Annotated in this window: 23 protein-coding genes and 1 other annotated feature; of the genes, 12 read left to right on the forward strand and 11 right to left on the reverse strand. The window is 53.6% G+C overall.

The annotated features are described in order from the left end of the window. Nucleotides 1-23 precede the first annotated feature (23 nt). Complete coding sequence (locus ACQ0PY_RS06280; protein ID WP_109739954.1) at nt 24-1,574, reverse strand: EAL domain-containing protein; 1,551 nt, start codon at nt 1,572-1,574, stop codon at nt 24-26. A 222-nt stretch (nt 1,575-1,796) separates the two neighbouring features. On the opposite strand from ACQ0PY_RS06280, the gene ykgO reads away from it, so the two are divergent. Continuing rightward, nucleotides 1,797-1,937, forward strand: a complete 141-nt coding sequence (gene ykgO, locus ACQ0PY_RS06285) for a type B 50S ribosomal protein L36 (protein WP_003859006.1) — start codon at nt 1,797-1,799, stop codon at nt 1,935-1,937. A gap of 49 nt (nt 1,938-1,986) precedes the next feature. On the opposite strand, the gene ACQ0PY_RS06290 is transcribed toward ykgO, so the two are convergent. The 6 genes from ACQ0PY_RS06290 to acrA form a co-directional block, all read right to left on the reverse strand. Next, the gene (locus tag ACQ0PY_RS06290; RefSeq protein ID WP_043001559.1) at nt 1,987-2,457 is read right to left on the reverse strand and encodes a YlaC family protein; all 471 of its coding nucleotides are present in this window, start codon (nt 2,455-2,457) and stop codon (nt 1,987-1,989) included. Between the two features lie 113 nt (nt 2,458-2,570). Continuing rightward, nucleotides 2,571-3,122, reverse strand: coding sequence for a maltose O-acetyltransferase (gene maa / locus ACQ0PY_RS06295; RefSeq protein ID WP_044258934.1), 552 nt, complete (start codon nt 3,120-3,122; stop codon nt 2,571-2,573). Nucleotides 3,123-3,298: 176 nt separating this feature from the next. Then, on the reverse strand, nt 3,299-3,517 hold the full coding sequence (locus tag ACQ0PY_RS06300; protein ID WP_001280991.1) for an HHA domain-containing protein: 219 nt from the start codon (nt 3,515-3,517) through the stop codon (nt 3,299-3,301). A gap of 27 nt (nt 3,518-3,544) precedes the next feature. After that, nucleotides 3,545-3,919 (reverse strand): Hha toxicity modulator TomB, encoded by a 375-nt coding sequence (gene tomB, locus ACQ0PY_RS06305; RefSeq protein ID WP_042324455.1) that lies wholly within the window; start codon nt 3,917-3,919, stop codon nt 3,545-3,547. Between the two features lie 510 nt (nt 3,920-4,429). Next, nucleotides 4,430-7,579, reverse strand: coding sequence for an efflux RND transporter permease AcrB (acrB, locus tag ACQ0PY_RS06310; protein ID WP_043001557.1), 3,150 nt, complete (start codon nt 7,577-7,579; stop codon nt 4,430-4,432). 22 nt (nt 7,580-7,601) lie between these two features. After that, nucleotides 7,602-8,795 (reverse strand): multidrug efflux RND transporter periplasmic adaptor subunit AcrA, encoded by a 1,194-nt coding sequence (gene acrA, locus ACQ0PY_RS06315; RefSeq protein WP_043001556.1) that lies wholly within the window; start codon nt 8,793-8,795, stop codon nt 7,602-7,604. A 141-nt stretch (nt 8,796-8,936) separates the two neighbouring features. Between acrA and acrR the strand changes: the two genes are divergently transcribed. After that, on the forward strand, nt 8,937-9,590 hold the full coding sequence (gene acrR, locus ACQ0PY_RS06320) for a multidrug efflux transporter transcriptional repressor AcrR (RefSeq protein WP_109739955.1): 654 nt from the start codon (nt 8,937-8,939) through the stop codon (nt 9,588-9,590). 119 nt (nt 9,591-9,709) lie between these two features. Then, the gene (gene mscK, locus ACQ0PY_RS06325; protein WP_044258930.1) at nt 9,710-13,069 is read left to right on the forward strand and encodes a mechanosensitive channel MscK; all 3,360 of its coding nucleotides are present in this window, start codon (nt 9,710-9,712) and stop codon (nt 13,067-13,069) included. A 119-nt stretch (nt 13,070-13,188) separates the two neighbouring features. Here mscK and rsmS read toward each other — a convergent pair whose 3' ends face one another. Together rsmS and priC are read right to left on the reverse strand one after the other, a co-directional pair. Next, the gene (rsmS, locus tag ACQ0PY_RS06330; protein WP_043001554.1) at nt 13,189-13,350 is read right to left on the reverse strand and encodes a pleiotropic regulatory protein RsmS; all 162 of its coding nucleotides are present in this window, start codon (nt 13,348-13,350) and stop codon (nt 13,189-13,191) included. A 14-nt stretch (nt 13,351-13,364) separates the two neighbouring features. Beyond that, nucleotides 13,365-13,892, reverse strand: a complete 528-nt coding sequence (gene priC / locus ACQ0PY_RS06335; RefSeq protein WP_043001553.1) for a primosomal replication protein N'' — start codon at nt 13,890-13,892, stop codon at nt 13,365-13,367. A 69-nt stretch (nt 13,893-13,961) separates the two neighbouring features. Between priC and ACQ0PY_RS06340 the strand changes: the two genes are divergently transcribed. The 8 genes from ACQ0PY_RS06340 to hemH all read left to right on the forward strand — a co-directional run bounded on the left by ACQ0PY_RS06340 (nt 13,962) and on the right by hemH (nt 22,025). Then, nucleotides 13,962-14,339 carry a DUF454 family protein gene (locus tag ACQ0PY_RS06340; RefSeq protein ID WP_043001552.1) on the forward strand — a complete coding sequence of 126 codons (378 nt, stop codon included), beginning with the start codon at nt 13,962-13,964 and terminating at the stop codon, nt 14,337-14,339. A 164-nt stretch (nt 14,340-14,503) separates the two neighbouring features. Then, nucleotides 14,504-15,055 (forward strand): adenine phosphoribosyltransferase, encoded by a 552-nt coding sequence (gene apt / locus ACQ0PY_RS06345; protein WP_043001551.1) that lies wholly within the window; start codon nt 14,504-14,506, stop codon nt 15,053-15,055. 112 nt (nt 15,056-15,167) lie between these two features. Further along, the gene (dnaX, locus tag ACQ0PY_RS06350) at nt 15,168-17,096 is read left to right on the forward strand and encodes a DNA polymerase III subunit gamma/tau (protein WP_044258928.1); all 1,929 of its coding nucleotides are present in this window, start codon (nt 15,168-15,170) and stop codon (nt 17,094-17,096) included. Further along, nucleotides 16,429-16,493: a sequence feature (DnaX frameshifting element), on the forward strand. (Overlaps the previous gene by 65 nt.) A gap of 53 nt (nt 17,097-17,149) precedes the next feature. Then, nucleotides 17,150-17,479, forward strand: coding sequence for a YbaB/EbfC family nucleoid-associated protein (locus ACQ0PY_RS06355; protein WP_001515903.1), 330 nt, complete (start codon nt 17,150-17,152; stop codon nt 17,477-17,479). Beyond that, nucleotides 17,479-18,084: a recombination mediator RecR gene (gene recR, locus ACQ0PY_RS06360; RefSeq protein WP_043001549.1), complete on the forward strand. Its 606-nt coding sequence runs from the start codon at nt 17,479-17,481 to the stop codon at nt 18,082-18,084. Before ACQ0PY_RS06355 ends, recR begins: the two co-directional genes overlap by 1 nt. 110 nt (nt 18,085-18,194) lie before the next feature. Further along, complete coding sequence (gene htpG / locus ACQ0PY_RS06365) at nt 18,195-20,069, forward strand: molecular chaperone HtpG (RefSeq protein WP_044258926.1); 1,875 nt, start codon at nt 18,195-18,197, stop codon at nt 20,067-20,069. 185 nt (nt 20,070-20,254) lie between these two features. After that, on the forward strand, nt 20,255-20,899 hold the full coding sequence (gene adk, locus ACQ0PY_RS06370) for an adenylate kinase (RefSeq protein WP_043001547.1): 645 nt from the start codon (nt 20,255-20,257) through the stop codon (nt 20,897-20,899). Nucleotides 20,900-21,062: 163 nt separating this feature from the next. After that, nucleotides 21,063-22,025, forward strand: coding sequence for a ferrochelatase (gene hemH, locus ACQ0PY_RS06375; RefSeq protein ID WP_109739957.1), 963 nt, complete (start codon nt 21,063-21,065; stop codon nt 22,023-22,025). Here hemH and aes read toward each other — a convergent pair. Further along, nucleotides 22,022-22,993, reverse strand: a complete 972-nt coding sequence (gene aes, locus ACQ0PY_RS06380; protein ID WP_109739958.1) for an acetyl esterase — start codon at nt 22,991-22,993, stop codon at nt 22,022-22,024. The two genes, hemH and aes, sit on opposite strands and share 4 nt — an antisense overlap. Nucleotides 22,994-23,134: 141 nt before the next feature. Between aes and gsk the strand changes: the two genes are divergently transcribed. After that, nucleotides 23,135-24,439: an inosine/guanosine kinase gene (gene gsk / locus ACQ0PY_RS06385; RefSeq protein WP_061070456.1), complete on the forward strand. Its 1,305-nt coding sequence runs from the start codon at nt 23,135-23,137 to the stop codon at nt 24,437-24,439. Between the two features lie 119 nt (nt 24,440-24,558). Here gsk and ybaL read toward each other — a convergent pair whose 3' ends face one another. Beyond that, nucleotides 24,559-26,235, reverse strand: a complete 1,677-nt coding sequence (gene ybaL, locus ACQ0PY_RS06390; protein WP_043001543.1) for a YbaL family putative K(+) efflux transporter — start codon at nt 26,233-26,235, stop codon at nt 24,559-24,561. Nucleotides 26,236-26,341 lie beyond the last annotated feature (106 nt).

The raw sequence follows: 26,341 nt of genomic DNA on the forward strand, positions 1-26,341 counted from the left end.
GCGTGCCGCCAGCCATCTTTGCGTTATAAGCGTTTTTCCGCCCACAGAATAAATGCTTCTTTGGGCAGCGCTTTGCTGTAAAGCCAGCCCTGCCCATAATGGACGCCGTGCTGGCGCAACCAGTCTTCCTGATTAGCCGTTTCAATTCCTTCCGCCACCATTTTCAGCTTCAGCGTTTTGGCCATTTCGATGATATGCGGCGTCACGTTTTTATATTCGAGCGCATCGACAAACGATTTGTCGATTTTCAGGATATCTACGTCCAGATTCTGCAAATAACTAAGACTGGAATAGCCGGTGCCAAAATCATCAATATAGATAGCATGCCCCGCCTTACGATAGCGGGCGACAATGGGCGAACTGGTTTTCGGATCGGCAAATCCCCGTTCCGTCAGTTCCAGCGCAATCTGTGAGGGGGCAAGCTGATACCGGTTAAGCCGTTTACTGAGCAACGTCGGGAGCTTTTCAGAGGCGAGATCCGCCGCTTCAATATTAATGGAAATATGCTGTTCGGGATGCTGCTTCAGCCATTTCCCCATATCCTCAAATACCGTTTCAATGATTAAGCGGGTGAGAGGTTCGGTAAGACCAGTCTCTTCGGCCAGGGTGATGAAAATGTCGGGCGACAGGTCGCTGCCGTCAGTTTGCGGCCAGCGCGCCAGCGCTTCCGCCCCTACGATTTTGCCGGTGCTGAGTGACACAATAGGCTGATAATGGACCTTAATATCGCGGTTATTGATGGCATCCTGCAATCGGTGATGAGGTGACTGGAGACGGCGCAGAATGCGCAAAATAAAGGCGGCGGCCAGCAGACCGATCAGAGTGCCGGCGGGAACCCAGATCAGCGCCTGTCGGTACCAGATTTTTTGTAGTGGGAGGGTCGACGCCCAACTGACAATGGTAATGCCCATCTCCGGGAAAGGGCGAATCTCATAAATAATGCCATGACTTTCCATGTGGCGAGGCGTGGTTTCCTGAGTAAATTGCAGAATATTCGGTGCGAGCGCGCTGCTGCTGGCAATGACGGTATTGCGTTTTACGCCAATAATCGCGACATCGATCTGCCAGGCGCCAAAAGGAACCACGTCGATAAAAGAGGCGGGATCAATCATCACGATATAGTCGCCATAGCCCAGTGCTGCCATGTAACGCTCGATCCCCAGATCGTTATGCGCGGTAAACCAGGCGCGGTAGCCATCGTTAGTGATTTTCATGGGCGGCGGGAAGGCCGAGGTATAACTTTCCTGCTCCAGAGAGGAACAGCGTGGTATGTTGTTTCGCAGATACAGTACTTCCTGGACATAGCGATAGCTGAAGGAAAGTCTCCGCATCGCCAGTAAGTGTTCACGCGAGCACGGTGCGCTGTTCACGGCGTTAATCTGCTGTAATGCCTGTTTTGCCTGGGCCACCACGCGTTCAGTACGTTCAGAGACGCGCGATGAGTAGGTATCCAGCTCCTCGATGAATTTCTTTTCGACCTGGCGATGAGCGAGCCAGACACTCAAACCGACCGGAACCAATACGGCGAGGATAAGCACTCCTGTTACCAGACTGACCAGATGTCGTGTTCTCACGCAAATATCCTTAATAACGCATTGTAGAGAAAGTATATCCGATCGGGAAAAAAGCCCTGTAAATGATGTCGTTAATCTGCAGAATTTTTTGTGGGGAGTCCGACTTTTCGCCGTCTTCAATGCAAAAGAACGCGCGTTAATGCGGAAAGGATTGAACTGTCATGCGTTCAGCGATAAAGTAATGTTATACTATAACATAATATCAACGCTGATGAGGATATCATGCAGGTCTTGAATTCATTACGTAGCGCAAAGCAGCGCCATCCCGACTGTCAGATCGTAAAGCGGAAAGGGCGTTTATATGTGATTTGTAAGAGCAACCCGCGTTTCAAAGCGGTACAGGGAAGGAAAAAACGACGTTAGAGAGAAAAGGGCCGGATAGAGGGAAAGTCTATCCGGCAATACCAATTGGCTATGGTGTGGCTTCTGCGCGGGCAAGAGTGAATATATCGTAAAACGACAGTTCGCCTTTACGCGTCAGCATCTTCTGTAATTGCGCTTTACGTTCATCGTCAACGTCCGGGGAGTGAAGGATGGTGCTAATCAGTGTAGGGGGCACAAACCGGGTGTTGTACCACTCGCCGTTGTAACACACCCTGAAATCCAGTACGTCGATATCTTCATAGCGATAGCGCGGGGCGACATCAAAAAAGAAAAAACCGTTGAGGATGACAAACAGCACCACCAGCAGCCAGACGGAGTCAACCAGCGTTTCTGATTGCAGCATGACCGCCAGCGTGGCAAACCACGCAACATACATCCCGATAAACAGGCCTGGATGTTTACGAATAAAGCTGATGCTAAAGCGGGGCTTATTATCGCGCTTCTCACGAACATTCAGATCGTCGATGGTTTCAGTGAGCAGGCGTTGTATTTCTGTCATTTTTTGCCTTCGTGATTTCGCAACTTACAGGGGAACGCCCTATTTTAAGTGGGCGATAAGCCTGAAAAAAGTAACAGATTAACCACAATTTAGCATAACAGTTACAATTCTATTTACAGTGTTTTAATAATCCGTGCTGGATTACCTCCCACCACGACGTTGGCGGGTACGCTTTTGGTCACTACGGCGCCGGAGGCAACCACCACATTGTCACCAATGCTGACGCCGGGATTAATGACCGCACGCCCACCAATCCAGACATTATTGCCAATCGTGACGGGTTTGCCGAACTCCAGTCCGCTATTGCGTTCTGTCGCATCCAGCGGATGCGTGGCGGTATAGATATGAACGCCGGGAGCCAGCATGCAGTTATCACCAATAATAATGGGGCAGACGTCGAGCATGACGCAGTCGAAGTTGGCGTAGAAGTCTTTACCCAGGAAGATATTGTAACCGTAGTCACAGCGAAATGAAGGCTCGATGTAGGGGCGGTCGCACTGACCTAACAGGGCGTGGAGAATAGCCTGGCGTTCGGCCTTTTCATCCGGGGCGGTGTGATTGTAGCGGTGAACGAACCGACGCGCCTGCAATCGGTCATGGCGCAGAGTCTCATCTGCCGGGTGATACCGTTCACCCGCTATCATTTTACGCTTCTCTTCACTCATTCTGCGCTCTCTGCCTGTTCACTGGTGAGGCAATACAGTAGAGGGTCTGCGTTAATCAGGGAACGATCCCTGAACTATACCGTGACAGAAGTCACAATAGCCATGCTATTGTTATTGCAAATAAGATAAATGTTCCCCAGGAAAACATCCGTATTTCCTGATATTCAGTAATCAAATTAACGAATGAATTTCCAGACGGAGGAGGGGATCTTGTCGTAAAGTTTATTCATCGTCAATTCTGCAAGACGGTGATCGGCGGCTGAGTAAAATACAGCCAATTCATTGTCAGATAATTCATATTTATTTTTCTCAATCACGCGTTCAAGTGTGTCAATTGTCTGACAGCGTCGCAAGCGCATCAAATAATCAGTTTTAGTTAATGGTTTATCGGACATAAATCTTACCTATGATTGTAATAATTTTTAACAAGACAAACTAACAGGGTTAGCTCTGGTGGCATTCACAAAGCAGCGGAACAAGCGATTACCTGATTTCCGCCATTTCTGCAGATCCTGCGCATTAATGCCATAACTGCTGAACAACATAAATGTGTCGTCCAGATATTCATCAATCTGCTCAATCAGCTTATTATCCTCATTATACTTAATTTTATAATTAAGTGCGAAGGTTGCAATATGCTCTATCAGTTCGTTGAGTTGAAGGTTGATCGCCGAGGTTGGGTCGTTTACCCAGCCATGATTGCTTTCTTCAAGGTTTGCAAGACAGTCGTGATAAAGCGTTTCACAAAGAAATTTAAGCTGCGCTATATCATGTCTTTTGGGTGAGTATTCATCCATAACGCATCCCCTTCTTAGTGGCTTGAACTAACCGAACACCTTTCGGGATGGGTACAACTAACTGACCTGGTACTTGCCTTCTACGCTTGATGATTTAACTATAATCTACTCTAAAAAAGATTTCATCGTTATATTACGAAAAATTACAATTAATGTAATATGAGAGAAAGTGAAGGTTTGTGGATTTTTCTCATTATAGCATGTCGCCAACCCATACCGAAATGAGATAATTACGTGATTATTTTGAAATTCATCAGATTATCCTCTCTTTCCATCCTCATCGCTTACCTCCGACACGAAACCAGAAACGGATGCCCCCAGGAATTGTCTTAATAATGAGTGGTTAAGCAGGGAATAAGCCATAAGCCAAATGGCCAGAAATAGCCTTCATCCTCTCGTGGATTATAACCTTTATTATCTACAACCAAAAGTCAACAAGGTATCAATAAGCCCTTTTGCTGATTTCATTCGAAAAAAAGGCCGCTTGCGCGGCCTTTTATCAGATGAGCATCAGCGATGTTCTACGGAATGGCTGTGTTCAATATCTTCACTTTTCCGGCTGAAGCGGCGGCGTACCACCACAAAGAAAACCGGGACGAAGAAGATAGCCAGAACCGTTGCGGTGACCATCCCGCCCATAACGCCGGTACCTACGGCGTTCTGCGCGCCGGAACCGGCACCGGAGCTGATAACCAGTGGCATAACGCCCAGAATGAACGCCAGAGAGGTCATCAGGATCGGACGTAAACGCATACGAACCGCATCCAGCGTCGCTTCAATCAGGCCTTTGCCCTCTTTATCCATCAGATCTTTGGCGAATTCGACGATCAGTATCGCGTTCTTCGCCGACAACCCAATGGTGGTGAGCAGGCCCACCTGGAAGTAAACGTCGTTGGTCAGACCGCGGAAAGTGGCCGCTAACAGCGCACCAATTACCCCCAGCGGAACCACCAGCATAACGGAGAACGGAATCGACCAGCTCTCATACAACGCCGCCAGACACAGGAAGACGACAATCAGTGAGATGGCATACAGGGCAGGGGCCTGGTTACCGGACAGACGTTCCTGGTAGGACATCCCCGTCCAGTCGTAGCCGATACCGGATGGCAGCTTACTGGCCAACTGCTCCATCATTGCCATCGCTTCACCGGTACTCTTACCCGGTGCCGCCTGACCTAAGATCTCCATAGAAGGCAGACCGTTATAGCGTTCCAGACGCGGTGAACCGTACTCCCAGCGTGAAGACGAGAAGGCTGAGAACGGCACCATTTGACCATCGCTGCCGCGCACATACCAGTTACCGATATCTTCCGGCAACATACGGTATTTGGCTTCGGACATGACGTAAACTTTCTTCACACGACCGCGATCGATAAAGTCGTTCACATAGCTTCCGCCCCATGCGGCACCCAGCGTGGTATTAATGTCGCTAATGGAAACACCCAGCGCCTGTGCTTTTTCCTGGTCGATATCAATCTTGAACTGCGGCGTATCTTCCAGACCGTTCGGACGAACGCCGACCAGCAGATCCGGATGTTTTGCCACTTCGCCGAACAACTGGTTACGCGCCTGGGTCAGTTTTTCGTGACCGAGTCCCGCCTGGTCAATCAACTGGAAGTCAAAACCAGTCGCGGTTCCCAGTTCCACAATCGCGGGCAGGTTAAAGGCGAATACCATGGCGTCTTTAATCTGCGAGAAGGCGGCAGAAGCGCGTTGGGTAATGGCTTCAACCTTGTTCTCTTCACCCGGACGGTCAGCCCAGTCTTTCAATGAGACGAACGCGATACCGGTGTTCTGACCACGACCTGCAAAGCCGAAGCCGTTAACCGCAAACACCGATTCAACGTTGTTCTTCTCTTTGGTAAGGAAGTAGTCGGTCATCTCATCAAGCACTTTCTGCGTCCGTTCCTGGGTCGCCCCCGCAGGCAACTGGGCCATGCTCAGGAATACGCCCTGGTCTTCGTCCGGCAGGAAGGAGCTTGGCAGACGGACGAACAGGAACGCCATGCCGACGACGATGATCAGATACAGCAGCAGATAACGACCGGTGCTGCGCAGAATATTACCCACGCTGTCGGTGTAATGGTGCGTGCTCTTATCGAACATGCGGTTAAACCAGCCGAAGAAACCTTTCTTGCCTTCACCGTGGTCGCCTTTGGCAACCGGTTTAAGCATGGTGGCGCACAGCGCCGGCGTCAGGATCAACGCAACCAGTACGGACAGCGCCATTGCGGACACAATGGTGATGGAGAACTGACGATAAATCGCACCGGTAGATCCGCCAAAGAAAGCCATCGGGATAAATACCGCAGACAGCACCATCGCGATACCCACCAGTGCACCCTGAATCTGGCCCATGGATTTACGCGTGGCTTCTTTCGGCGGTAGCCCCTCTTCGGACATGACACGTTCGACGTTCTCGACCACCACGATGGCGTCATCCACCAACAGGCCGATGGCGAGCACCATCCCGAACATCGTCAGGGTGTTTATCGAGAAGCCAAAAGCGGCAAGCACCGCAAAGGTCCCCAACAGAACGACCGGTACTGCAATAGTCGGGATCAGCGTCGCGCGGAAGTTCTGCAGGAACAGATACATCACGAGGAACACGAGGATGATCGCTTCCGCCAGCGTTTTCACCACTTCGTGAATAGAGATTTTCACGAACGGGGTGGTGTCATACGGGTAAACGATTTTCAGGCCTGACGGGAAGAAAGGTTCCATCTTCACCAGTTCGGCACGGATCGCCGCGGCGGTATCCAGCGCGTTCGCGCCGGTCGCCAGTTTGATCCCCAGACCGGAAGCCGGTTTACCGTTGAACTTCGCGATGATGTCGTAGTTCTCGCCGCCCAGTTCAATTTTCGCGACGTCACGCAGGCGAACCTGAGAGCCGTCCTGGTTCACTTTCAGCAGGATTTTGCCGAACTCGTCGGTTGATGTCAGACGGGTCTGGGCAATAATCGATGCGTTAAGCTGCTGGCCTTTCACCGGCGGCGTACCGCCTAACTGACCGGCGGCTACCTGGGCGTTCTGCGCTTTGATAGCCGCAATGACATCGACCGGGGTCAACTGATACTTGTTGAGTTCGGTCGGGTCCATCCAGATACGCATCGCATACTGCGAACCAAACAGCTGAACGTCACCCACGCCGGAAGTACGGCTGATGGTGTCTTTCATGTTGGCGGCGACGTAATCCGAAATATCTTCCTGCGTCATAGTGCCGTCGGTATTGATAACCCCGACAACCATCAGGAAGCTACTGGACGACTTCTCAACGCTCACACCCTGTTGTTGTACTTCCTGCGGCAGCAACGGCATCGCCAGCTGCAGTTTGTTCTGCACCTGAACCTGCGCGATATCTGCATCCGTACCGGATTCAAACGTCAGGGTGATCTGCACGGTACCCGTGGAGTCACTGTTTGAGGACATGTACATCAGGTTATCGATACCGTTCATATTCTGTTCGATAACCTGCGTGACCGTATCCTGCACGGTTTTGGCATCAGCGCCAGGGTAGGTTGCGGAGATCGTCACTGCGGGCGGCGCAATCGTCGGATATTGCGCGACCGGCAGCTTGAGGATCGCAAGCCCCCCTGCCAACATGATGATGATGGCGATCACCCATGCAAATATGGGGCGATCGATAAAGAAATTAGGCATGTCTTAACGGCTCCTGTTTAAGTTAAGACTTAGACTGCTCAGGCTGGCTACCGCTAGCGGCTTGCTGGTTGTTCTCTGCGGTAATCTCTTGTGCTTTCACCTGCGCACCAGGACGCACTTTCTGCAGCCCACTGATAATGACGCGTTCGCCTGCTTTCAGACCACTGGTCACCAGCCATTTGTTGCCAATCGCCTGACTGGCCACGATTTGACGGTTTTCCACTTTGTCATCCGCACCCACAACCAGCACGGTAGCATCGCCGCGCGGCGTACGGGTCACGCCTTGTTGCGGCACCAGTAACGCAGTAGGGTTGGTTCCTTCTTCCAGACGCGCGCGAACAAACATTCCCGGCAATAAGGTGTGATCCGGGTTAGGGAAGACGGCGCGGATGGTGATAGAACCGGTGGTCTGATCGACGGTCACGTCTGAAAACTCAAGTGTACCGGTCTGCGGGAATTTGATGCCGTCGCTGGTCACCAGCTCGACTTTCGCCTTGCCGTTTTCCTGCTTCAACGTTCCATTAGCCAGTTCTTGTTTCAGACGCAGGAAGTCGTTGCTCGACTGCGTCACGTCAACATAGATAGGATCGAGCTGCTGCACGGTTGCCAGCGCTGTCGCCTGACCGTTTTGCACCAGCGCGCCTTCCGTCACGGCAGATTTACCAATACGGCCGCTAATCGGAGAGGTCACTTTGGTGTACGCCAGGTTAATGCGCGCGGTTTCAACGGCGGCTTTCGCGGCAACGACAGCGGCATTCGCCTGTTGCGCATCGGCCAGCGCCTGATCGTAATCTTGTTGGCTGATGTACTGCGTGCCGAGCAGCTTTTTATAACGGTTAACCGTTACCTGAGCGATGCTGGCAGCGGCCTGGGCTTTCGCCAGATCGCCTTTCGCGCTTTCATAAGTGGCTTGATACGTCGCAGGATCAATCTGATAGAGAGACACTCCTGCTTCGATATCACTACCTTCCTCGAAATTACGCTTCAGGATAATCCCGCTTACCTGAGGACGAACTTCCGCAATACGGAAAGCACTGGTGCGACCCGGCAGTTCAGTTGTGATCTGTAGAGGTTCGGTTTTGAGCGTCACAACCCCAACTTCTGGCATCTGCTGGCCCCCTTGTTGGGCCTGTTTGTCGTCACATCCTGTAAGCGCTAAGCTGCCTGAGAGCATCAGAACGACCGCCAGAGGCGTAAACCCTCTGTTTTTGTTCATATGTAAACCTCGAGTGTCCGATTTCAAATTGATCAATGGTCAAAAGTCCACAAACCCATTGCTGCGTTTATATTATCGTCGTGCTATGGTACATACATCCATAAATGTATGTAAATCTAACACCTGTAAATTCACCGACATATGGCACGAAAAACCAAACAACAAGCGCAGGAAACACGACAACACATCCTGGATGTAGCGCTACGGTTGTTCTCGCAACAAGGGGTATCTTCCACCTCGCTGGCGGAGATTGCAAAAGCCGCTGGCGTAACTCGCGGTGCAATCTATTGGCATTTCAAAAACAAGTCGGATTTATTTAGTGAAATCTGGGAACTATCAGAATCCAGTATTGGTGAGCTTGAGACTGAGTATCAGGCAAAATTCCCCGACGATCCACTATCAGTGTTAAGAGAAATACTCGTTCATCTCCTTGAATCTACCGTGACAGAAGAACGGCGACGTTTATTGATGGAGATTATATTCCACAAATGTGAATTTGTGGGAGAAATGACTATAGTTCAGCAGGCGCAAAGAAACATCTGTCTCGAAAGCTATGATCGGATTGAACAAACTTTAGATCATTGTATTGATTCAAAAATGTTGCCTGCAAATTTGATTACGCGGCGGGCGGCGGTGATGATGCGCGCCATGATTTCAGGTCTGATGGAAAACTGGCTTTTTGCCCCCCAATCGTTTGATCTCAAAAAAGAAGCGCGGGATTACGTCGCCGTTTTGCTGGAAATGTTAACATTTTGTCCCACCTTACAGTCGACGGGGCCTGACGCCGTATCCTGACGCTACTCCAGGAATTATCCTGGTCGGTTTCGCTGCCGCTATTCTGTCTGACAGAGCCGTGATATTCTTGCGCGTTGACTATTTTCGGTCGTCTTTTCGGTTCAGAAACCTTCATTCACATGACTATGTTGCCGCTCTATAAACGTGCTCAGCACCGAGTTTTTATCACGGTGGCTGTTTTCATCTTAATGCTATCCTGCCAGTCTCTGGCGCTTGCTCGCGCATCGTCAAACAGCGATCTGCCCTCGAAGGCGGATGTGCAAAGCCAACTGGATACGCTCAATAAGCAAAAAGACCTCTCCGCGCAGGATAAACTGGTTCAGCAGGATCTCGTCGAGACCATTGCAACGCTTGAGAAAATCGAGCGGGTGAAAGACGAGACGACCCAGCTCCGTCAGCGCGTGGCGCAGGCACCAGAAAAAATGCGTCAGGCGACAGAGGCGCTGAGTGCGCTCAGCGATGTGGATAATGATGATGAAACGCGTAAGACGCTCAGTACGCTTTCATTACGCCAGTTAGAACTGCGCGTGGCGCAGGTTCTGGATGATTTGCAGAACGCGCAAAACGATCTCGCCACCTATAACAGCCAGCTCGTTTCCCTGCAAACGCAGCCCGAGCGTGTACAAAATGCGATGTATACGGCTTCTCAGCAGCTTCAGCAGATTCGCAACCGGCTGGACGGCACTAGCGTGGGCGAAGCGGCGTTACGACCGACTCAGCAGGTGCTTTTACAGGCCCAGCAGACGTTACTGAACGCCCAGATCGATCAACAACGTAAAAGCCTGGAAGGCAATACGGTGTTGCAGGACACCCTGCAAAAGCAGCGTGACTATATTACGGCAAACAGCAACCGGCTCGAGCACCAGTTACAGCTACTGCAGGAAGCGGTCAACAGCAAGCGTCTGACCTTAACGGAAAAAACGGCGCAGGAGGCCATTTCCCCGGATGAAACTGCGCGGATCCAGGCCAACCCACTGGTGAAACAGGAGCTGGAAATCAACCATCAGCTCAGCCAGCGCCTGATCACCGCGACGGAAAATGGCAACTCGCTGATGCAGCAAAACATTAGGGTCAAAAACTGGCTGGACCGCGCGCTGCAATCTGAACGCAATATCAAAGAACAAATCGCGGTGCTGAAGGGCAGTCTGCTGCTGTCGCGTATTCTCTATCAACAGCAGCAAACGCTGCCGTCGGCGGATGAACTCTCGGACATGACCAACCGCATTGCGGACCTGCGTCTGGAGCAGTTCGAAATTAACCAGCAGCGTGACGCGTTGTTCCAGAACGATGCGTTCGTGGCTAAGCTGGAAGAAGGCCACAGCAACGAAGTGAATGACGAAGTCCACGATGCGCTGCTACAGGTTGTCGATATGCGCCGTGAACTGCTGGACCAGTTGAACAAGCAACTGGGTAATCAGCTCATGATGGCCATTAATCTGCAAATTAATCAGCAGCAGTTAATGAGTGTCTCGAAAAGCCTGAAAGAGATCCTGACCCAGCAAATCTTCTGGGTAAACAGCAACCGGCCAATGGACTGGGACTGGATCAAAGCCTTCCCGCAGTCGCTGAAAGATCAGTTCAAGTCGATGAAAATCACGGTGAACTGGGAAAAAGCGTGGCCAGCGGTGTTTATCGCCTTCCTGGCCGGGTTGCCGCTACTGCTCATTGCCGGGTTGATTCGCTGGCGTCTGAAGTGGCTGAAAGCCTGGCAGCAGCAACTCGCCGCCGCGGTGGGATCGCTGCGCAATGACAGTCAGCTAAACACACCGAAAGCGATTCTGATCGATCTGATTCGTGCGCTGCCGGTATGTCTGCTGATTCTGGCGGTCGGCCTGATTTTGCTGACCATGCAGTTAAACATCAGCGATCTGCTGTGGGCATTCAGTAAAAAACTGGCAATCTTCTGGCTGGTTTTCGGGCTGTGCTGGAAAGTGCTCGAAAAAGACGGGGTGGCGATTCGCCATTTCGGTATGCCTGCGCAACTGACCAGCCACTGGCGTCGCCAGATTGTGCGCATCAGCCTGGCGCTACTGCCGCTGCATTTCTGGTCAGTCGTGGCAGAGCTTTCTCCCTTGCATCTGATGGACGATGTGCTGGGGCAGGCGATGATTTTCCTCAACCTGCTGCTGATCGCGTTTCTGGTCTGGCCGATGTGCCGCGAAAGCTGGCGTGATAAAGAGTCACATGGCCTGCGCCTGGTGACGATCACCATCCTGTCTATCATCCCGATTGCGCTGATGGTGCTGACGGCAACTGGCTACTTTTACACCACGCTGCGCCTGTCGGGCCGCTGGATTGAAACCGTTTATCTGGTCATCATCTGGAACCTGCTCTATCAGACGGTGCTGCGCGGTTTAAGCGTCGCGGCGCGGCGTATCGCCTGGCGTCGTGCACTGGCGCGTCGGCAGAATCTGGTGAAAGAGGGGGCCGAAGGAGCGGAACCACAGGAAGAACCCACCATCGCGCTGGAGCAGGTGAACCAGCAAACGTTACGCATTACGATGCTGCTGATGATTTCACTGTTTGCGGTGGTGTTCTGGGCGATTTGGTCCGATCTGATCACCGTGTTCAGCTATCTCGACAGCATTACGCTCTGGCACTACAACGGCACCGAAGCGGGCGCAGCGGTAGTGAAAAGCGTGACGATGGGCAGCCTGCTGTTTGCCATTATCGCGTCGATGGTCGCCTGGGCGTTGATCCGTAACCTGCCGGGTCTGCTGGAAGTGCTGGTGCTGTCGCGTCTTAAAATGCGCCAGGGCGCCTCGTACGCCATCACCACGATCCTGAACTACATCATCATTGCCGTCGGGGCGATGACGGTCTTCGGTTCGCTCGGCGTGTCGTGGGATAAACTGCAATGGCTGGCGGCGGCCTTATCGGTCGGTCTCGGTTTCGGCTTGCAGGAGATTTTCGGTAACTTTGTCTCGGGTTTGATCATTTTGTTCGAACGTCCGGTGCGGATTGGCGATACGGTGACGATCGGCACATTCTCTGGTACCGTCAGCAAGATCCGTATCCGCGCAACCACCATTACCGATTTCGATCGCAAAGAGGTGATCATCCCGAACAAGGCGTTTGTAACCGAGCGCCTGATCAACTGGTCGTTGTCTGATACCACCACCCGTCTGGTGATCCGCATTGGCGTGGCGTACGGTTCGGATCTGGATAAAGTGAAGAAAGTCCTGCTTCAGGCTGCGATGGAGCATCCGAAGGTGATGCACGATCCTGAGCCGGCGGTGTTCTTCACTACCTTCGGCGCCAGTACCCTGGATCATGAACTGCGTCTGTACGTGCGTGAACTTCGCGATCGTAGCCACACGGTTGATGAACTGAACCGATCAATCGATCGTCTGTGCCGTGAAAACAACATTGATATCGCCTTTAACCAGCTTGAAGTGCATCTGCGCAACGAGAAGGGCGATGAGGTCACAGAGGTGAAACGCGAGATCAAAGGCGACGATCCGACGCCTGCGGTTTAATCAAACGATCGCATGCCTGATGGCGTCACTTGCGTCTTAATCCGGCCTACAACGCAGGGTAAATTCCAATACCCGCTCAGAAATGTAGGCCTGATAAGCGCAGCGCCATCCGGCAAAAATCAATCAAGTTTGTCAGCAGTTTGAGCCACTTTTTTTTCATAGTCCCGTTTAACCATTTCCAGCGCTTTCAAGACGGTATCCGGGGCGACATGGTTTTCTTCCAGCAATACAATCAAATCGACGGCCAGTTTGACCTCATCCGGGGCGTTTTCAAGTGACATAGCGTCTCCAGGGATTAGCGAGTTAAACGCGCCAGGACACGTTCAATATTGTCCAGCGCCTTTCGACAGCGCGCCAGACGACCTTCATAGATTTCCACTTCGCGTTGCAGCGTTTGTTGTTCGTCCAGACGGGTGACCTGAGCCAGCCGCGCTTTGCGCTGCGCGGTCATTTCCTGCAAACGTCGCTCAAATTCCTGATGCTGGATGCGTCTGCGTTGCCAGTGTGCCAGACCCGGCGAGGCGCTGTCCCACTCCCGCAGCGACCAGCTGGCAGTTTCGCGGGAGATTGCTTCCAGTTGCGACGCCAGATGTTCCGCCAGCCAGGCCACTTGCGGCAGTTGCTGCTGTTCAACCGCCTGACGTAGCGCCTGAAGGTGGCCTTCAGCTTCATCCAGACAGGCCTGGAGCAGGGTGCTACGCGTCTGAAAAAGATGGCGATCGAAACGGGCGCTGATCGTGGCATGCTGCGCCACCGGCGCACAGCGTTGGCGCAGGAGGGCGAGCTGATCTTCCAGCTTTTGCAGCAGCATGGCGGTTTTCACTGTAACACTCCGATGAAAATGATAACTGTTATGCTAAAGTAACGTTCTGGTTTGCGATATGCCTTTATTATGCAACGAATCCTTTTAATCATCACGGGTTGGCTGGCGGTTGTATTGGGGACGCTGGGTGTCGTGTTGCCTGTATTGCCGACGACACCGTTTATCCTGCTGGCTGCCTGGTGCTTTGCCCGCTCATCGCCGCGTTTCCATAACTGGTTACTCTACCGCTCGTGGTTTGGCAGCTATTTGCGATTCTGGCAGAAATATAAGGCTATGCCGCCGGGCGTTAAGCCCCGCGCGATCGTAATGATCCTCATCACCTTCGCCGTATCGCTGTGGTTGACCCCGATGTGGTGGGTGCGGATCCTGCTGCTGGTGATCCTGGCTTGCCTGCTGGTATTTATGTGGCGAATACCTGTGATTGACGAAAAGCAACAAAAGCACTGAAGCATAATAATCGCGGTTGCAATTGCGAGCGGTAGCCAGTAAATTCGACCGTTTTCGAGCACAGGCGCACTGGGTCAAATTAATGCAGCCAATAAAGAGGCCGCTTGAAGGATGAAGTGTATAGTGCGCCGTGAAGTAACACCGTATTAATCAGGCACAAACTTATGACCGCAACTGCACAGCAGCTTGAGTTTCTCAAAAATAGCATTAAAAGCATTCAGGACTACCCGAAACCGGGCATTCTTTTCCGTGATGTCACCAGCTTACTGGAAGATCCGAAAGCTTACGCACTCAGCATCGAATTGCTGGTTGAGCGTTACAAAAATGCAGGCATCACCAAAGTTGTCGGTACCGAAGCTCGCGGCTTTCTGTTTGGCGCGCCGGTAGCGTTGGGTCTGGGCGTTGGCTTTGTGCCGGTGCGTAAACCGCGCAAGCTGCCGCGTGAAACGATCGCTGAAAGCTACGAACTGGAATACGGCACCGATCAACTGGAAATCCACCTTGATGCGATCCACGCCGGTGATAAAGTGCTGGTGGTTGACGATCTGCTGGCAACCGGCGGTACGATTGAAGCGACCGTGAAACTGATCCGTCGTCTGGGCGGCGAAGTGACCGATGCGGCGTTCATCATCAACCTGTTTGACCTCGGCGGCGAACAGCGTCTGGCGCAGCAGGGCATCAACTGTTATAGCCTGGTTCCTTTCCCGGGGCACTAATCGGCTCAACAGCACCTGACGTATTAGCTGAAGACATGACCTCGCTGAATTAGTGAGGTTGTGTTAGCATTCCCCCCTATGAATCCACCTTCCAGCGTTTCAGAGCCAGCCAATGAGTTATCAGGTTTTAGCCCGAAAATGGCGCCCACAAACCTTTGCTGACGTCGTCGGCCAGGAACATGTGCTGACCGCACTGGCGAACGGCTTGTCGTTAGGGCGTATTCACCATGCATATCTTTTTTCCGGTACCCGGGGTGTCGGTAAAACCTCCATTGCCCGTCTGCTGGCAAAGGGACTGAATTGCGAAACCGGCATTACCGCCACGCCGTGCGGCGTGTGTGATAACTGCCGTGAAATCGAACAGGGGCGATTTGTCGATCTGATTGAGATCGATGCTGCCTCGCGCACTAAAGTTGAAGACACCCGGGATCTGCTGGATAACGTCCAGTACGCCCCGGCGCGCGGTCGATTCAAAGTTTATCTGATCGACGAAGTGCATATGCTGTCTCGCCACAGTTTTAACGCGCTGCTCAAAACGCTTGAAGAGCCGCCGTCGCACGTCAAATTCCTGCTGGCGACAACCGATCCGCAGAAGCTGCCGGTGACTATTCTGTCCCGCTGCCTGCAGTTCCATCTTAAGGCGCTGGATGTCGACCAGATCCGCCATCAGCTTGAACACATTCTTAACGAAGAGCAGATAGCCCACGAGCCGCGCGCACTGCAACTGCTTTCCCGTGCGGCCGATGGCAGTTTGCGTGACGCGCTGAGTCTGACCGATCAGGCGATAGCCAGCGGTGATGGCCAGGTTTCCACCCAGGCGGTGAGCGCGATGCTCGGCACGCTGGATGACGATCAGGCGCTGTCGCTGGTGGAGGCGGTAATCGCTGCCGACGGTGAACGGGTGATGACGCTGGTCAACGAGGCCGCAGCGCGGGGAATTGAGTGGGAAGCACTGCTGGTCGAAATGCTTGGTCTGCTGCACCGTATTGCGCTGGTCCAGTTGTCTCCTGCCGCACTCGGCGGCGACATGGCGACGATCGAAGTGCGCATGCGTGAACTGGCGCGCACCGTGCCGCCGGCGGACGTTCAGCTTTATTACCAGACGTTGTTGATTGGCCGTAAAGAACTGCCGTACGCGCCAGACAGACGCATGGGCGTTGAAATGACCTTACTGCGGGCGCTGGCGTTTCATCCGCGTATGCCGCTACCAGAACCCGAGGTTCCGCGACAATCATTTGCCCCTGTCGCGCCAACGGCGGTAATGACGCCGACCCAGGTGCCGCAGCAGTCTGCACCCGCGCAACCGGCCCCGGCAGCACCGTTACCGGAATCCACCAGTCAGGTGCTGGCGGCGCGCAACCAACTGCAACGTGCGCAGGGAGCAACCAAAGCAAAAAAGAGTGAACCGGCAGCCGCACCCCGCGCGCGGCCGGTGAATAACGCTGCGCTGGAAAGACTGGCTTCGGTATCAGAACGCGTACAGGCTCGTCCTGCACCGTCTGCGCTCGAGCAGGCGCCGGCGAAGAAAGAGGCCTATCGCTGGAAGGCGACCACGCCGGTTGCTGAAGTGAAAGAGGTGGTGGCGACACCAAAGGCGCTGAAAAAAGCGCTGGAGCATGAGAAAACACCGGAACTGGCAGCTAAGCTTGCCGCAGAAGCGATTGAACGCGATCCGTGGGCGGCGCAGGTCAGCCAGCTTTCGCTGCCAAAACTGGTTGAGCAGGTCGCGCTCAACGCCTGGAAAGAAGAGAACGATAATGCGGTCTGTCTGCATTTGCGTTCCAGCCAGCGTCACCTGAATTCCAGCGGTGCGCAGCAAAAGCTGGCGGAAGCACTGAGTCAGCTTGCGGGATCAACGGTTGAACTGACCATCGTAGAAGATGATAATCCGGCGGTGCGAACGCCGCTGGAGTGGCGTCAGGCGATTTATGAAGAGAAACTTGCGCAGGCGCGTGAGTCGATAGTTGCGGATAACAACATCCAGACCCTGCGTCGGTTCTTCGATGCGGATCTGGATGAAGAAAGTATCCGCCCCATTTGATCGTAAGCGACGCTTATGATTGTCATCCCTTAACGTGATTGAGAGAGAAGCCTATGTTTGGTAAAGGCGGTCTGGGTAACCTGATGAAGCAGGCCCAGCAGATGCAGGAAAAAATGCAGCAGATGCAGGAAGAAATCGCGAAGCTGGAAGTGACCGGTGAATCCGGTGCGGGTCTGGTGAAAGTGACCATTAACGGCGCGCATAACTGCCGTCGCGTGGAGATCGACCCAAGCCTGCTCGAAGATGACAAAGAGATGCTGGAAGATCTGGTTGCTGCTGCGTTTAACGATGCTGCCCGTCGCATTGAAGAGACCCAGAAAGAAAAAATGGCCTCTGTCTCCTCCGGTATGCAACTGCCGCCAGGCTTTAAGATGCCGTTCTGATGCAAACCAGCCCGCTGTTAACTCAGCTTATGGAAGCACTGCGCTGCCTGCCGGGCGTTGGCCCGAAGTCGGCGCAGCGCATGGCGTTTACGCTGCTTCAGCGTGACCGCAGCGGCGGGATGCGTCTGGCGCAAGCGCTCACCCGGGCGATGTCGGAAATCGGTCACTGCGCCGATTGCCGCACCTTCACCGAGCAAGAGGTTTGCAATATCTGTTCAAATCCGCGTCGTCAGGAAAACGGCCAGATTTGCGTGGTCGAGAGTCCTGCGGATATCTATGCGATTGAACAGACCGGGCAGTTTTCCGGGCGCTACTTCGTGCTGATGGGGCATTTGTCGCCGCTCGACGGCATCGGGCCAGATGATATCGGTCTCGACAGACTTGAGCAGCGCCTGTCCTGCGAGCAACTCAGTGAAGTGATCCTCGCGACCAACCCGACGGTCGAAGGGGAAGCCACGGCGAACTACATTGCTGAACTCTGCGCGCAATATGGCGTTGACGCCAGCCGTATCGCACACGGCGTGCCGGTCGGCGGTGAACTGGAGATGGTGGACGGTACCACGCTGTCGCATTCTCTGGCAGGACGCCACAAGATTAAATTCTGAACAAACGGAGGCTGTGCTCGCGGCCTCCGCTTGAAATCCCCCCCGGTTGTCCCCATTTCACCCTCAACGTGTTTTTACCATTGAAAATGGCATTGTTGAGGTAGATCTACATGAAAGGACAAGAAACTCGTGGTTTTCAGTCAGAAGTAAAACAGCTTCTGCATCTGATGATCCATTCTCTGTATTCCAATAAAGAAATCTTCCTGCGTGAGCTTATCTCTAACGCCTCCGATGCGGCAGACAAGCTGCGTTTTCGCGCGCTGTCGAACCCGGACCTCTATGAAGGCGACGGTGAACTGCGTGTACGCGTCTCCTTCGATAAAGATAAGCGTACGTTGACCATCGCCGATAACGGCGTGGGGATGAACCGTGATGACGTGATCGATCATCTGGGGACCATCGCGAAGTCCGGGACCAAATCCTTCCTTGAATCCATGGGCTCCGATCAGGCGAAAGACAGCCAACTGATTGGTCAGTTTGGCGTAGGCTTCTATTCGGCCTTTATTGTCGCGGATAAAGTCACAGTCCGCACTCGTGCCGCAGGCGACAAGCCGGAGAACGGCGTGTTCTGGGAATCAGCGGGCGAAGGTGAATACACCGTTGCCGATATCACCAAAGACGATCGCGGAACGGAAATCACGCTGCATCTGCGTGAAGGCGAAGACGAGTTCCTCGATGACTGGCGCGTACGTTCCATCATCAGCAAATATTCCGACCATATCGCCCTGCCGGTTGAGATAGAAAAACAGGAAGAGAAAGACGGTGAAACCGTCGTTACCTGGGAGAAAATCAACAAGGCGCAGGCGCTGTGGACCCGTAACAAGTCGGAAATCAAAGATGACGAGTACAACGAGTTTTACAAGCATATCGCGCACGATTTTACCGATCCACTGACCTGGAGCCACAACCGCGTAGAAGGGAAGCAGGAGTACACCAGTCTGCTGTACATCCCGTCGCGGGCACCGTGGGACATGTGGAACCGCGATCACAAACATGGCCTGAAGCTGTACGTCCAGCGCGTCTTTATCATGGACGACGCCGAGCAGTTCATGCCGAACTATTTGCGCTTCGTGCGAGGGCTTATTGATTCCAACGATCTGCCGCTGAACGTTTCTCGTGAGATCCTGCAGGACAGCACCGTCACCCGCAACCTGCGTAGCGCACTGACTAAGCGTGTTCTGCAGATGCTGGAAAAACTGGCGAAAGAGGATGTGGAAAAATACCAGACGTTCTGGCAGCAGTTTGGTCTGGTGATGAAAGAAGGGCCGGCGGAAGATCATGCTAACCAGGAAACCATCGCCAAACTGATGCGTTTCGCGTCGACGCATACCGACTCTTCTGCGCAGACCGTCTCTCTGGAAGACTACGTCTCTCGCATGAAAGAAGGGCAGGAGAAGATTTACTACATTACCGCTGACAGCTATGCGGCAGCGAAGAGCAGCCCGCACCTGGAACTGCTGCGTAAGAAAGGCATCGAAGTGCTGTTGCTCTCCGATCGCATTGACGAGTGGATGATGAACTACCTCACCGAGTTTGACGGTAAGGCGTTCCAGTCCGTCGCCAAAGCGGACGAGTCTATCGACAAGCTGGCCGATGAGGTTGATGAAAGCGCGAAAGAAGCGGAAAAAGCGCTGACACCGTTTGTTGAGCGCGTGAAAAATCTGCTGGGCGACCGGGTGAAAGACGTACGTCTGACGCACCGTCTGACGGATACGCCGGCGATTGTCACCACCGACGCGGACGAAATGAGCACCCAGATGGCGAAACTGTTTGCCGCAGCGGGTCAGAACGTACCGGAAGTGAAATACATCTTTGAACTCAATCCGGACCACGTGCTGGTGAAACGCACGGCGGATACCCAGGATGAAGCGCAATTCAACGAGTGGGTTGAACTTCTGCTGGATCAGGCGTTGTTTGCTGAGCGCGGCACGCTCGAAGATCCAAACCAGTTCATCCGCCGCATGAACCAACTGCTGGTTTCCTGATAACCGCGATGTGAATGCCGGATAAGCGTGATTGCTATCCGGCATTTCTTTTAATCGCCTCTCTTTTCTAAATTTTCCCTCATTAACCGTTTCAGCGCTGGCACCTTCCTTGAGACAAATGCGTGATGGTGGTATCGTTTAGCGCTTTTTTAAAAATATCGACAACCTTTAAGGGGATTTTCGTAATGCGTATCATTCTGCTTGGCGCTCCGGGCGCGGGTAAAGGAACTCAGGCTCAGTTCATCATGGAGAAGTATGGTATTCCGCAAATCTCCACCGGTGATATGCTGCGTGCCGCCGTGAAATCTGGCTCCGAGCTGGGCAAACAAGCGAAAGACATCATGGACGCCGGTAAGCTGGTGACGGATGAGCTGGTGATCGCGCTGGTAAAAGAGCGTATCGCGCAGGAAGATTGCCGTAACGGTTTTCTGTTAGATGGTTTCCCGCGCACGATTCCGCAGGCTGACGCCATGAAAGAAGCCGGTATCGTGGTGGATTATGTTCTCGAATTCGACGTACCGGATGAGCTGATCGTTGACCGTATCGTTGGTCGTCGCGTACACGCTGCGTCTGGCCGCGTTTACCACATCAAATTCAACCCGCCTAAGGTTGAAGGTAAAGACGACGTGACCGGCGAAGAGCTGACCACCCGTAAAGACGACCAGGAAGAGACCGTGCGTAAGCGTCTGGTGGAATACCATCAGATGACGGCGCCGCTGATTGGTTACTACCAGAAAGAAGCGGCAGCAGGTAACACGCAATACGCGAAAGTTGACGGGACTCAGGCCGTTGCTGACGTGCGCGCCGCGCTGGAAAAAATCCTCGGTTAAGTTTTTCGCGTAGTGAACCTTTTATCAGGCCTGCCATTATCGCGTAGGCCTGATAAGCGTAGCGCCATCAGGCAAATTCTCGTTTTACCTCTCACAGCAATTAGTTCTTCTTACTCACTTTTCCGCTACAATTATCAACAATTTGAATCGATAAGAGGCGGTAATGCGTCAGACGAAAACCGGTATCCTGCTGGCAAATCTTGGCACTCCCGATGCCCCCACTCCGGCGGCAGTAACACGCTATCTCCGGCAATTCTTAAGCGATACACGCGTTGTCGATACGCCCCGCGTGTTGTGGTGGCCGCTGCTGCGCGGCGTGATTTTGCCGCTTCGCGCCCCGCGTGTGGCAAAGCTTTATCAGTCTGTCTGGATGGAAGGCGGCTCTCCGTTAATGGTCTACAGCTGTCAACAGCAGCAGGCGCTTGCTGCGCGCCTGGCGGACACGCCCGTCGCGCTGGGCATGAGCTATGGCTCGCCGTCACTGGAAAGCGCGGTGGACGAGCTGCTGGCGAACCACGTGGATCATATCGTCGTGCTGCCGCTGTACCCGCAATATTCCTGCTCAACGGTTGCTGCGGTCTGGGATGAGCTGGCGCGCATTCTGGCGCGTAAACGTCGTATTCCCGGCATTTCGTTTATTCGCGATTACGCCGACGATCGCGCTTATATTGACGCGCTGGCGAACAGTGCGCGGGCTTCGTTCGCCGAACACGGCGAACCGGATTTGCTGCTGTTGTCCTACCACGGCATTCCGCAGCGCTTTGCTGATGAAGGCGACGACTATCCGCAGCGCTGTCGTGATACCACCCGTGAGCTGGTCTCAGCGCTCGGTCTGCCACCAGAAAAAGTAATGATGACCTTCCAGTCGCGTTTTGGTCGTGAACCGTGGCTGACGCCCTACACTGATGAAACGCTGAAGATGTTAGGCGAGAAGGGAACGGGCCATATTCAGGTGATGTGTCCGGGCTTCGCGGCGGATTGTCTGGAGACGCTGGAAGAAATTGCGGTGCAGAATAAAGAGATCTTCCTCGAAGCGGGCGGTAAAAAGTATGAATATATTCCGGCGCTAAATGCCGCGCCGGAACATATCGATATGATGCTGAAACTGACAGCCCCGTACCGCTAACGTGCAGCGTTAATCTGCTGAGTGAAGAAACGCGCACCATCGCGTAAGGCGTCATCGGCAGATTTCATCATGCGTGAGTAGTGCAGAAAGGCGTGCAGCGTGCCGGGATACATTTTGTATTCGCAGGGCTGTTGGTGCGCCTGAAGCGTCTCGAAGAGCAGACGGCTGTCGTCGATCAGTGGGTCAAACTCCGCACCGGCGATAAAGCAGGGCGGCACATCGCGCGTCAGGTCGTTGTTGAACAGGCAATAGTACGGCGACTCGCGATCGTCGGCATTACGCAGATACATTTTTTCGTACATCTCCAAATCCTGGCGGCTGAGGCCGTCCCAGTCGCCGCCCATCAGTCGTCGACTTGCTGAGTCCTGTAAGCCGTACAGTCCATACCACAACAGCACGCCTGCCACCTTTCCACAAAATATGTGCTTATCGCGCAGCCACAGCGCGCTGGCGAGTGACAGCATCGCACCAGCGGAATCACCGGCAAAGCCAATGTGCGTCATATTCAACTGATAGTCGTCCGCCTGCTGATAAAAGAACTGGCAGGCGGCAATGGTCTCTTCAATGGCCTGCGGAAAGCGCGCCTCAGGTGAGAGTGAATAGTCGACGCCGATTACCGTGCACTGGGTATAGCTTGCCAGCAGGCGCATGATTCGGTCATGGGTATCCAGATTACCGAGAATACAACCGCCACCATGCAGGTAAAACAGCGTGGCCTGACTGTCTGGCGTCGGGCTGTACAGGCGCGTTGTCACCTCTCCCCAGGGCGTGGGGAGGGCATATTCCCGCGTTGGCATTTGCGGTGCATCCGCGTTCCAGAAGCGCCGTTCAAGAATGTAGTGTTGGCGCATCGCTGGCACATCATCGGCGGCAGGCCAGGGAGGCAAATCGTCCTGCCGGACATTCAGCACCGCGCGCATCTCGTCTGAAATGCTGGCCAGTACGGGAAGTTTATTCTCTGGTTTCATAAAACGCTCCTTGTGAAATCGACCCATTGTAAAAGCTTCCGTCGTGGAAACTGCGATCCGTTCGTCTGTTATTGAAACTCTGTCGTCCAGAGGGGAATGTGCTACCATGCACCGCTCAGTTATCCACCTGTAAAAACAGCTATGAAATTTCCCGGTAAACGCAAATCCAAACACTATTTCCCTGTCAACGCACGCGATCCACTGCTGCAACAAATCCAGCCTGAAAATGAAACCAGCGCCGCATGGGTGGTGGGGATCGATCAAACGCTGGTCGATATTGAAGCGAAAGTGGATGACGCGTTTGTACAACGTTATGGACTGAGTGCCGGGCATTCACTGGTGATTGAAGACGATGTGGCCGAAGCGCTGTATCAGGAACTGGTGCGTGACAATCTGATCACCCATCAGTTTGCCGGTGGCACGATTGGTAACACCATGCACAACTACTCCGTGCTGGCCGATGACCGTTCGGTGTTGCTGGGCGTGATGTGCAGCAACATCGAAATTGGCAGCTACGCTTACCGCTATTTGTGTAACACCTCCAGCCGGACCGACCTCAACTATCTGCAGGGCGTTGACGGGCCGATTGGCCGCTGCTTTACCCTGATAGGCGAATCCGGTGAGCGTACCTTCGCCATCAGCCCAGGGCACATGAACCAGCTGCGCGCGGAAAGCATTCCGGAACCGGTGATTGCCGGGGCATCGGCGCTGGTGCTGACCTCCTATCTGGTACGCTGCAAGCCAGGCGAGCCGATGCCGGAAGCCACCATGAAGGCCATTGAGTACGCTAAAAAGCACAATGTGCCCGTGGTGCTGACGCTTGGGACCAAATTCGTGATCGCCGATAACCCGCAATGGTGGCAGGGTTTCCTGAAAGAGAACGTCTCAATCCTGGCAATGAATGAAGAAGAGGCCGAAGCGCTGACCGGTGAAAACGATCCGCTGCTGGCATCTGATAAAGCGCTGGACTGGGTCGATCTGGTGTTGTGTACCGCCGGACCGGTAGGGCTGTACATGGCGGGCTTTACCGAAGAGGAAGCCAAACGCAAAACTCAACACCCGTTGTTGCCTGGGGCGATTGCCGAATTTAACCAATATGAGTTCAGCCGCGCGATGCGCCATAAAGACTGTCGCAATCCGCTGCGCGTCTATTCCCATATCGCGCCGTATATGGGCGGTCCGGAAAAGATCATGAACACCAATGGCGCAGGTGACGGCGCGCTGGCGGCGCTGCTGCACGATATTACCGCCAACAGCTATCACCGTTCGAACGTGCCGAATTCCAGTAAGCACAAGTTCACCTGGCTGACCTATTCGTCATTAGCTCAGGTGTGTAAATATGCCAATCGTGTGAGTTATCAGGTACTGAACCAGCACTCTCCGCGTCTGACGCGTGGACTGCCGGAGCGTGAGGATAGCCTCGAAGAGTCGTACTGGGATCGTTAAGTCATTATGCCGGATGGCGACGTAAACGTCCTATCCGGCCTGGCGTAACCATCATCTGTGTCATCACGTAGGCCTGATAAGCGAAGCGCCATCAGGCAAACGAGCCGATGCCACGACGATCACCCGGTCACGATTTCACCCGCAGGGGGTGTTTCCAGCAATTCCAGCATCGTACGGGCGATTTCACGCTCGCCCATCACGACCTGATTAGCGCCGCGTTCGGTAATGTACTCGACCTCATCGTCATAATGCGCACGAGCAATAATCTCAATATTCGGGCATTTCTCGCGGGCAGACGCAACAATTTCACCGGCCTCATAGCCGTTAGGAATCGTGAGGATTAGCCAGCGGGCGCAGTCCAGATGCGCCAGATTCATAATCTCTTCATTGGCGGCATTCCCCAGCACCGCGCGGATCCCGCGCTCGCGTAGCTCATCCACTCGTGTCCGCGACGTTTCGATAACCACTAACGGCATCCCGGCCGCCATCAGTTTTTCACCGAGCAGACTGCCGACACGGCCAAAACCGACCAGCAGCGCGTGGTTGCAGATATCCACCGGAATTTGTTTCTCTTCCTCGATAGCCTCTTCCAGCGTTTGTTCTTCCAGCGTCTCGGTTTTTGCCAGATATTTTTCCAGCAGAGCAAACAGCACCGGGTTGAGCATAATCGACAGAATCGCCCCTGCCAGCACCAGATTTTGCCCTTCCTGCGGCAGCAGGTTCAGCGCCATCCCCAGACCGGCGAGAATAAAGGCGAATTCACCAATCTGCGCCAGGCTGGCGGCGATGGTCAGTGCGGTGCGCGGCGAGTGGCCAAACAGACGCACCAGGAAAAAGGCGGCGACCGACTTACCAAAGATAATGATGGCAAGCGTTGCCAGCACGGCCAGCGGTTGTTGGATCAGAATCAGCGGATCAAACAGCATACCGACGGAGACAAAGAACAGGACGGCAAACGCGTCGCGCAGCGGCAGGGTATCGTGGGCCGCGCGGTGGCTCAGTTCCGATTCATTCAGTACCATCCCGGCAAAGAACGCGCCCAGCGCGAAGGAGACATCAAACAGTTCCACCGCGCCGAAAGCGATACCTAATGCCAGCGCCAGTACGGAAAGGGTAAACAGTTCGCGGGAGCCGGTTGCCGCGCTGCGCGCCATAATCCACGGTACCAGACGGCGGCCAACCAGCATCATAATGGCGATAAAGGCGATAACTTTACCGATGGTAATGCCCATGTCGACGGCCAGCGAGGCGAAGCCGACGTTACCTTTTTCCACCATTCCGGCGACGGCTGGCAGCAGAACCAGCGTCAGTACCATTACCAGATCTTCAACAATCAGCCAGCCGATGGCAATCTGCCCTCGCTGACTGTCGACCAGTTGTCGTTCTTCAAGCGCGCGCAGCAGCACCACGGTACTGGCGGTTGAAAGACATAAACCAAAGACGATACCGGTCATCAGCGACCAGCCCAGCATGGCGGAAAGGGCCATACCCAACAGCGTCGCCACGGCTATCTGGGCGATCGCGCCGGGAATGGCTATCGACTTTACCGCCATCAAATCCTTCAGTGAAAAGTGCAAACCGACGCCGAACATCAGCAGAATAACGCCAAGCTCAGCGAGCTCCGGCGCAAGTTTGGTATCAGCCACAAAGCCTGGCGTAAAAGGACCGGCCAGAACGCCCGCTAACAGATATCCCACCAGAGGAGAAATACGCAGTTTATTGGCAAGCATGCCGAGTATAAAAGCGAGCACAAGGCCGCCAACAATGGTGGTGATAAGCGGGGTGGCGTGATGCATTCCGTCTCCTTTGGTAGCTGATTTCCAAAATTCCAGGTAATAGTTTATGACAATTTTGACTATTATGTTTATGAATAATTATTGAATTTTGAAGAAAACTGCAATT

Source organism: Citrobacter sp. LST-B2, from assembly GCF_057983045.1.

Coding starts and splice junctions, on each gene's coding strand:
- ykgO (WP_003859006.1), top strand. CDS start 1,797: ATGCAGGTCTTGAATTCATTACGTAGCGCAAAGCAGCGCCATCCCGAC.
- ACQ0PY_RS06290 (WP_043001559.1), bottom strand. CDS start 2,457: ATGACAGAAATACAACGCCTGCTCACTGAAACCATCGACGATCTGAAT.
- maa (WP_044258934.1), bottom strand. CDS start 3,122: ATGAGTGAAGAGAAGCGTAAAATGATAGCGGGTGAACGGTATCACCCG.
- ACQ0PY_RS06300 (WP_001280991.1), bottom strand. CDS start 3,517: ATGTCCGATAAACCATTAACTAAAACTGATTATTTGATGCGCTTGCGA.
- tomB (WP_042324455.1), bottom strand. CDS start 3,919: ATGGATGAATACTCACCCAAAAGACATGATATAGCGCAGCTTAAATTT.
- acrB (WP_043001557.1), bottom strand. CDS start 7,579: ATGCCTAATTTCTTTATCGATCGCCCCATATTTGCATGGGTGATCGCC.
- acrA (WP_043001556.1), bottom strand. CDS start 8,795: ATGAACAAAAACAGAGGGTTTACGCCTCTGGCGGTCGTTCTGATGCTC.
- acrR (WP_109739955.1), top strand. CDS start 8,937: ATGGCACGAAAAACCAAACAACAAGCGCAGGAAACACGACAACACATC.
- mscK (WP_044258930.1), top strand. CDS start 9,710: ATGACTATGTTGCCGCTCTATAAACGTGCTCAGCACCGAGTTTTTATC.
- rsmS (WP_043001554.1), bottom strand. CDS start 13,350: ATGTCACTTGAAAACGCCCCGGATGAGGTCAAACTGGCCGTCGATTTG.
- ACQ0PY_RS06340 (WP_043001552.1), top strand. CDS start 13,962: ATGCAACGAATCCTTTTAATCATCACGGGTTGGCTGGCGGTTGTATTG.
- apt (WP_043001551.1), top strand. CDS start 14,504: ATGACCGCAACTGCACAGCAGCTTGAGTTTCTCAAAAATAGCATTAAA.
- dnaX (WP_044258928.1), top strand. CDS start 15,168: ATGAGTTATCAGGTTTTAGCCCGAAAATGGCGCCCACAAACCTTTGCT.
- ACQ0PY_RS06355 (WP_001515903.1), top strand. CDS start 17,150: ATGTTTGGTAAAGGCGGTCTGGGTAACCTGATGAAGCAGGCCCAGCAG.
- recR (WP_043001549.1), top strand. CDS start 17,479: ATGCAAACCAGCCCGCTGTTAACTCAGCTTATGGAAGCACTGCGCTGC.
- htpG (WP_044258926.1), top strand. CDS start 18,195: ATGAAAGGACAAGAAACTCGTGGTTTTCAGTCAGAAGTAAAACAGCTT.
- adk (WP_043001547.1), top strand. CDS start 20,255: ATGCGTATCATTCTGCTTGGCGCTCCGGGCGCGGGTAAAGGAACTCAG.
- hemH (WP_109739957.1), top strand. CDS start 21,063: ATGCGTCAGACGAAAACCGGTATCCTGCTGGCAAATCTTGGCACTCCC.
- aes (WP_109739958.1), bottom strand. CDS start 22,993: ATGAAACCAGAGAATAAACTTCCCGTACTGGCCAGCATTTCAGACGAG.
- gsk (WP_061070456.1), top strand. CDS start 23,135: ATGAAATTTCCCGGTAAACGCAAATCCAAACACTATTTCCCTGTCAAC.
- ybaL (WP_043001543.1), bottom strand. CDS start 26,235: ATGCATCACGCCACCCCGCTTATCACCACCATTGTTGGCGGCCTTGTG.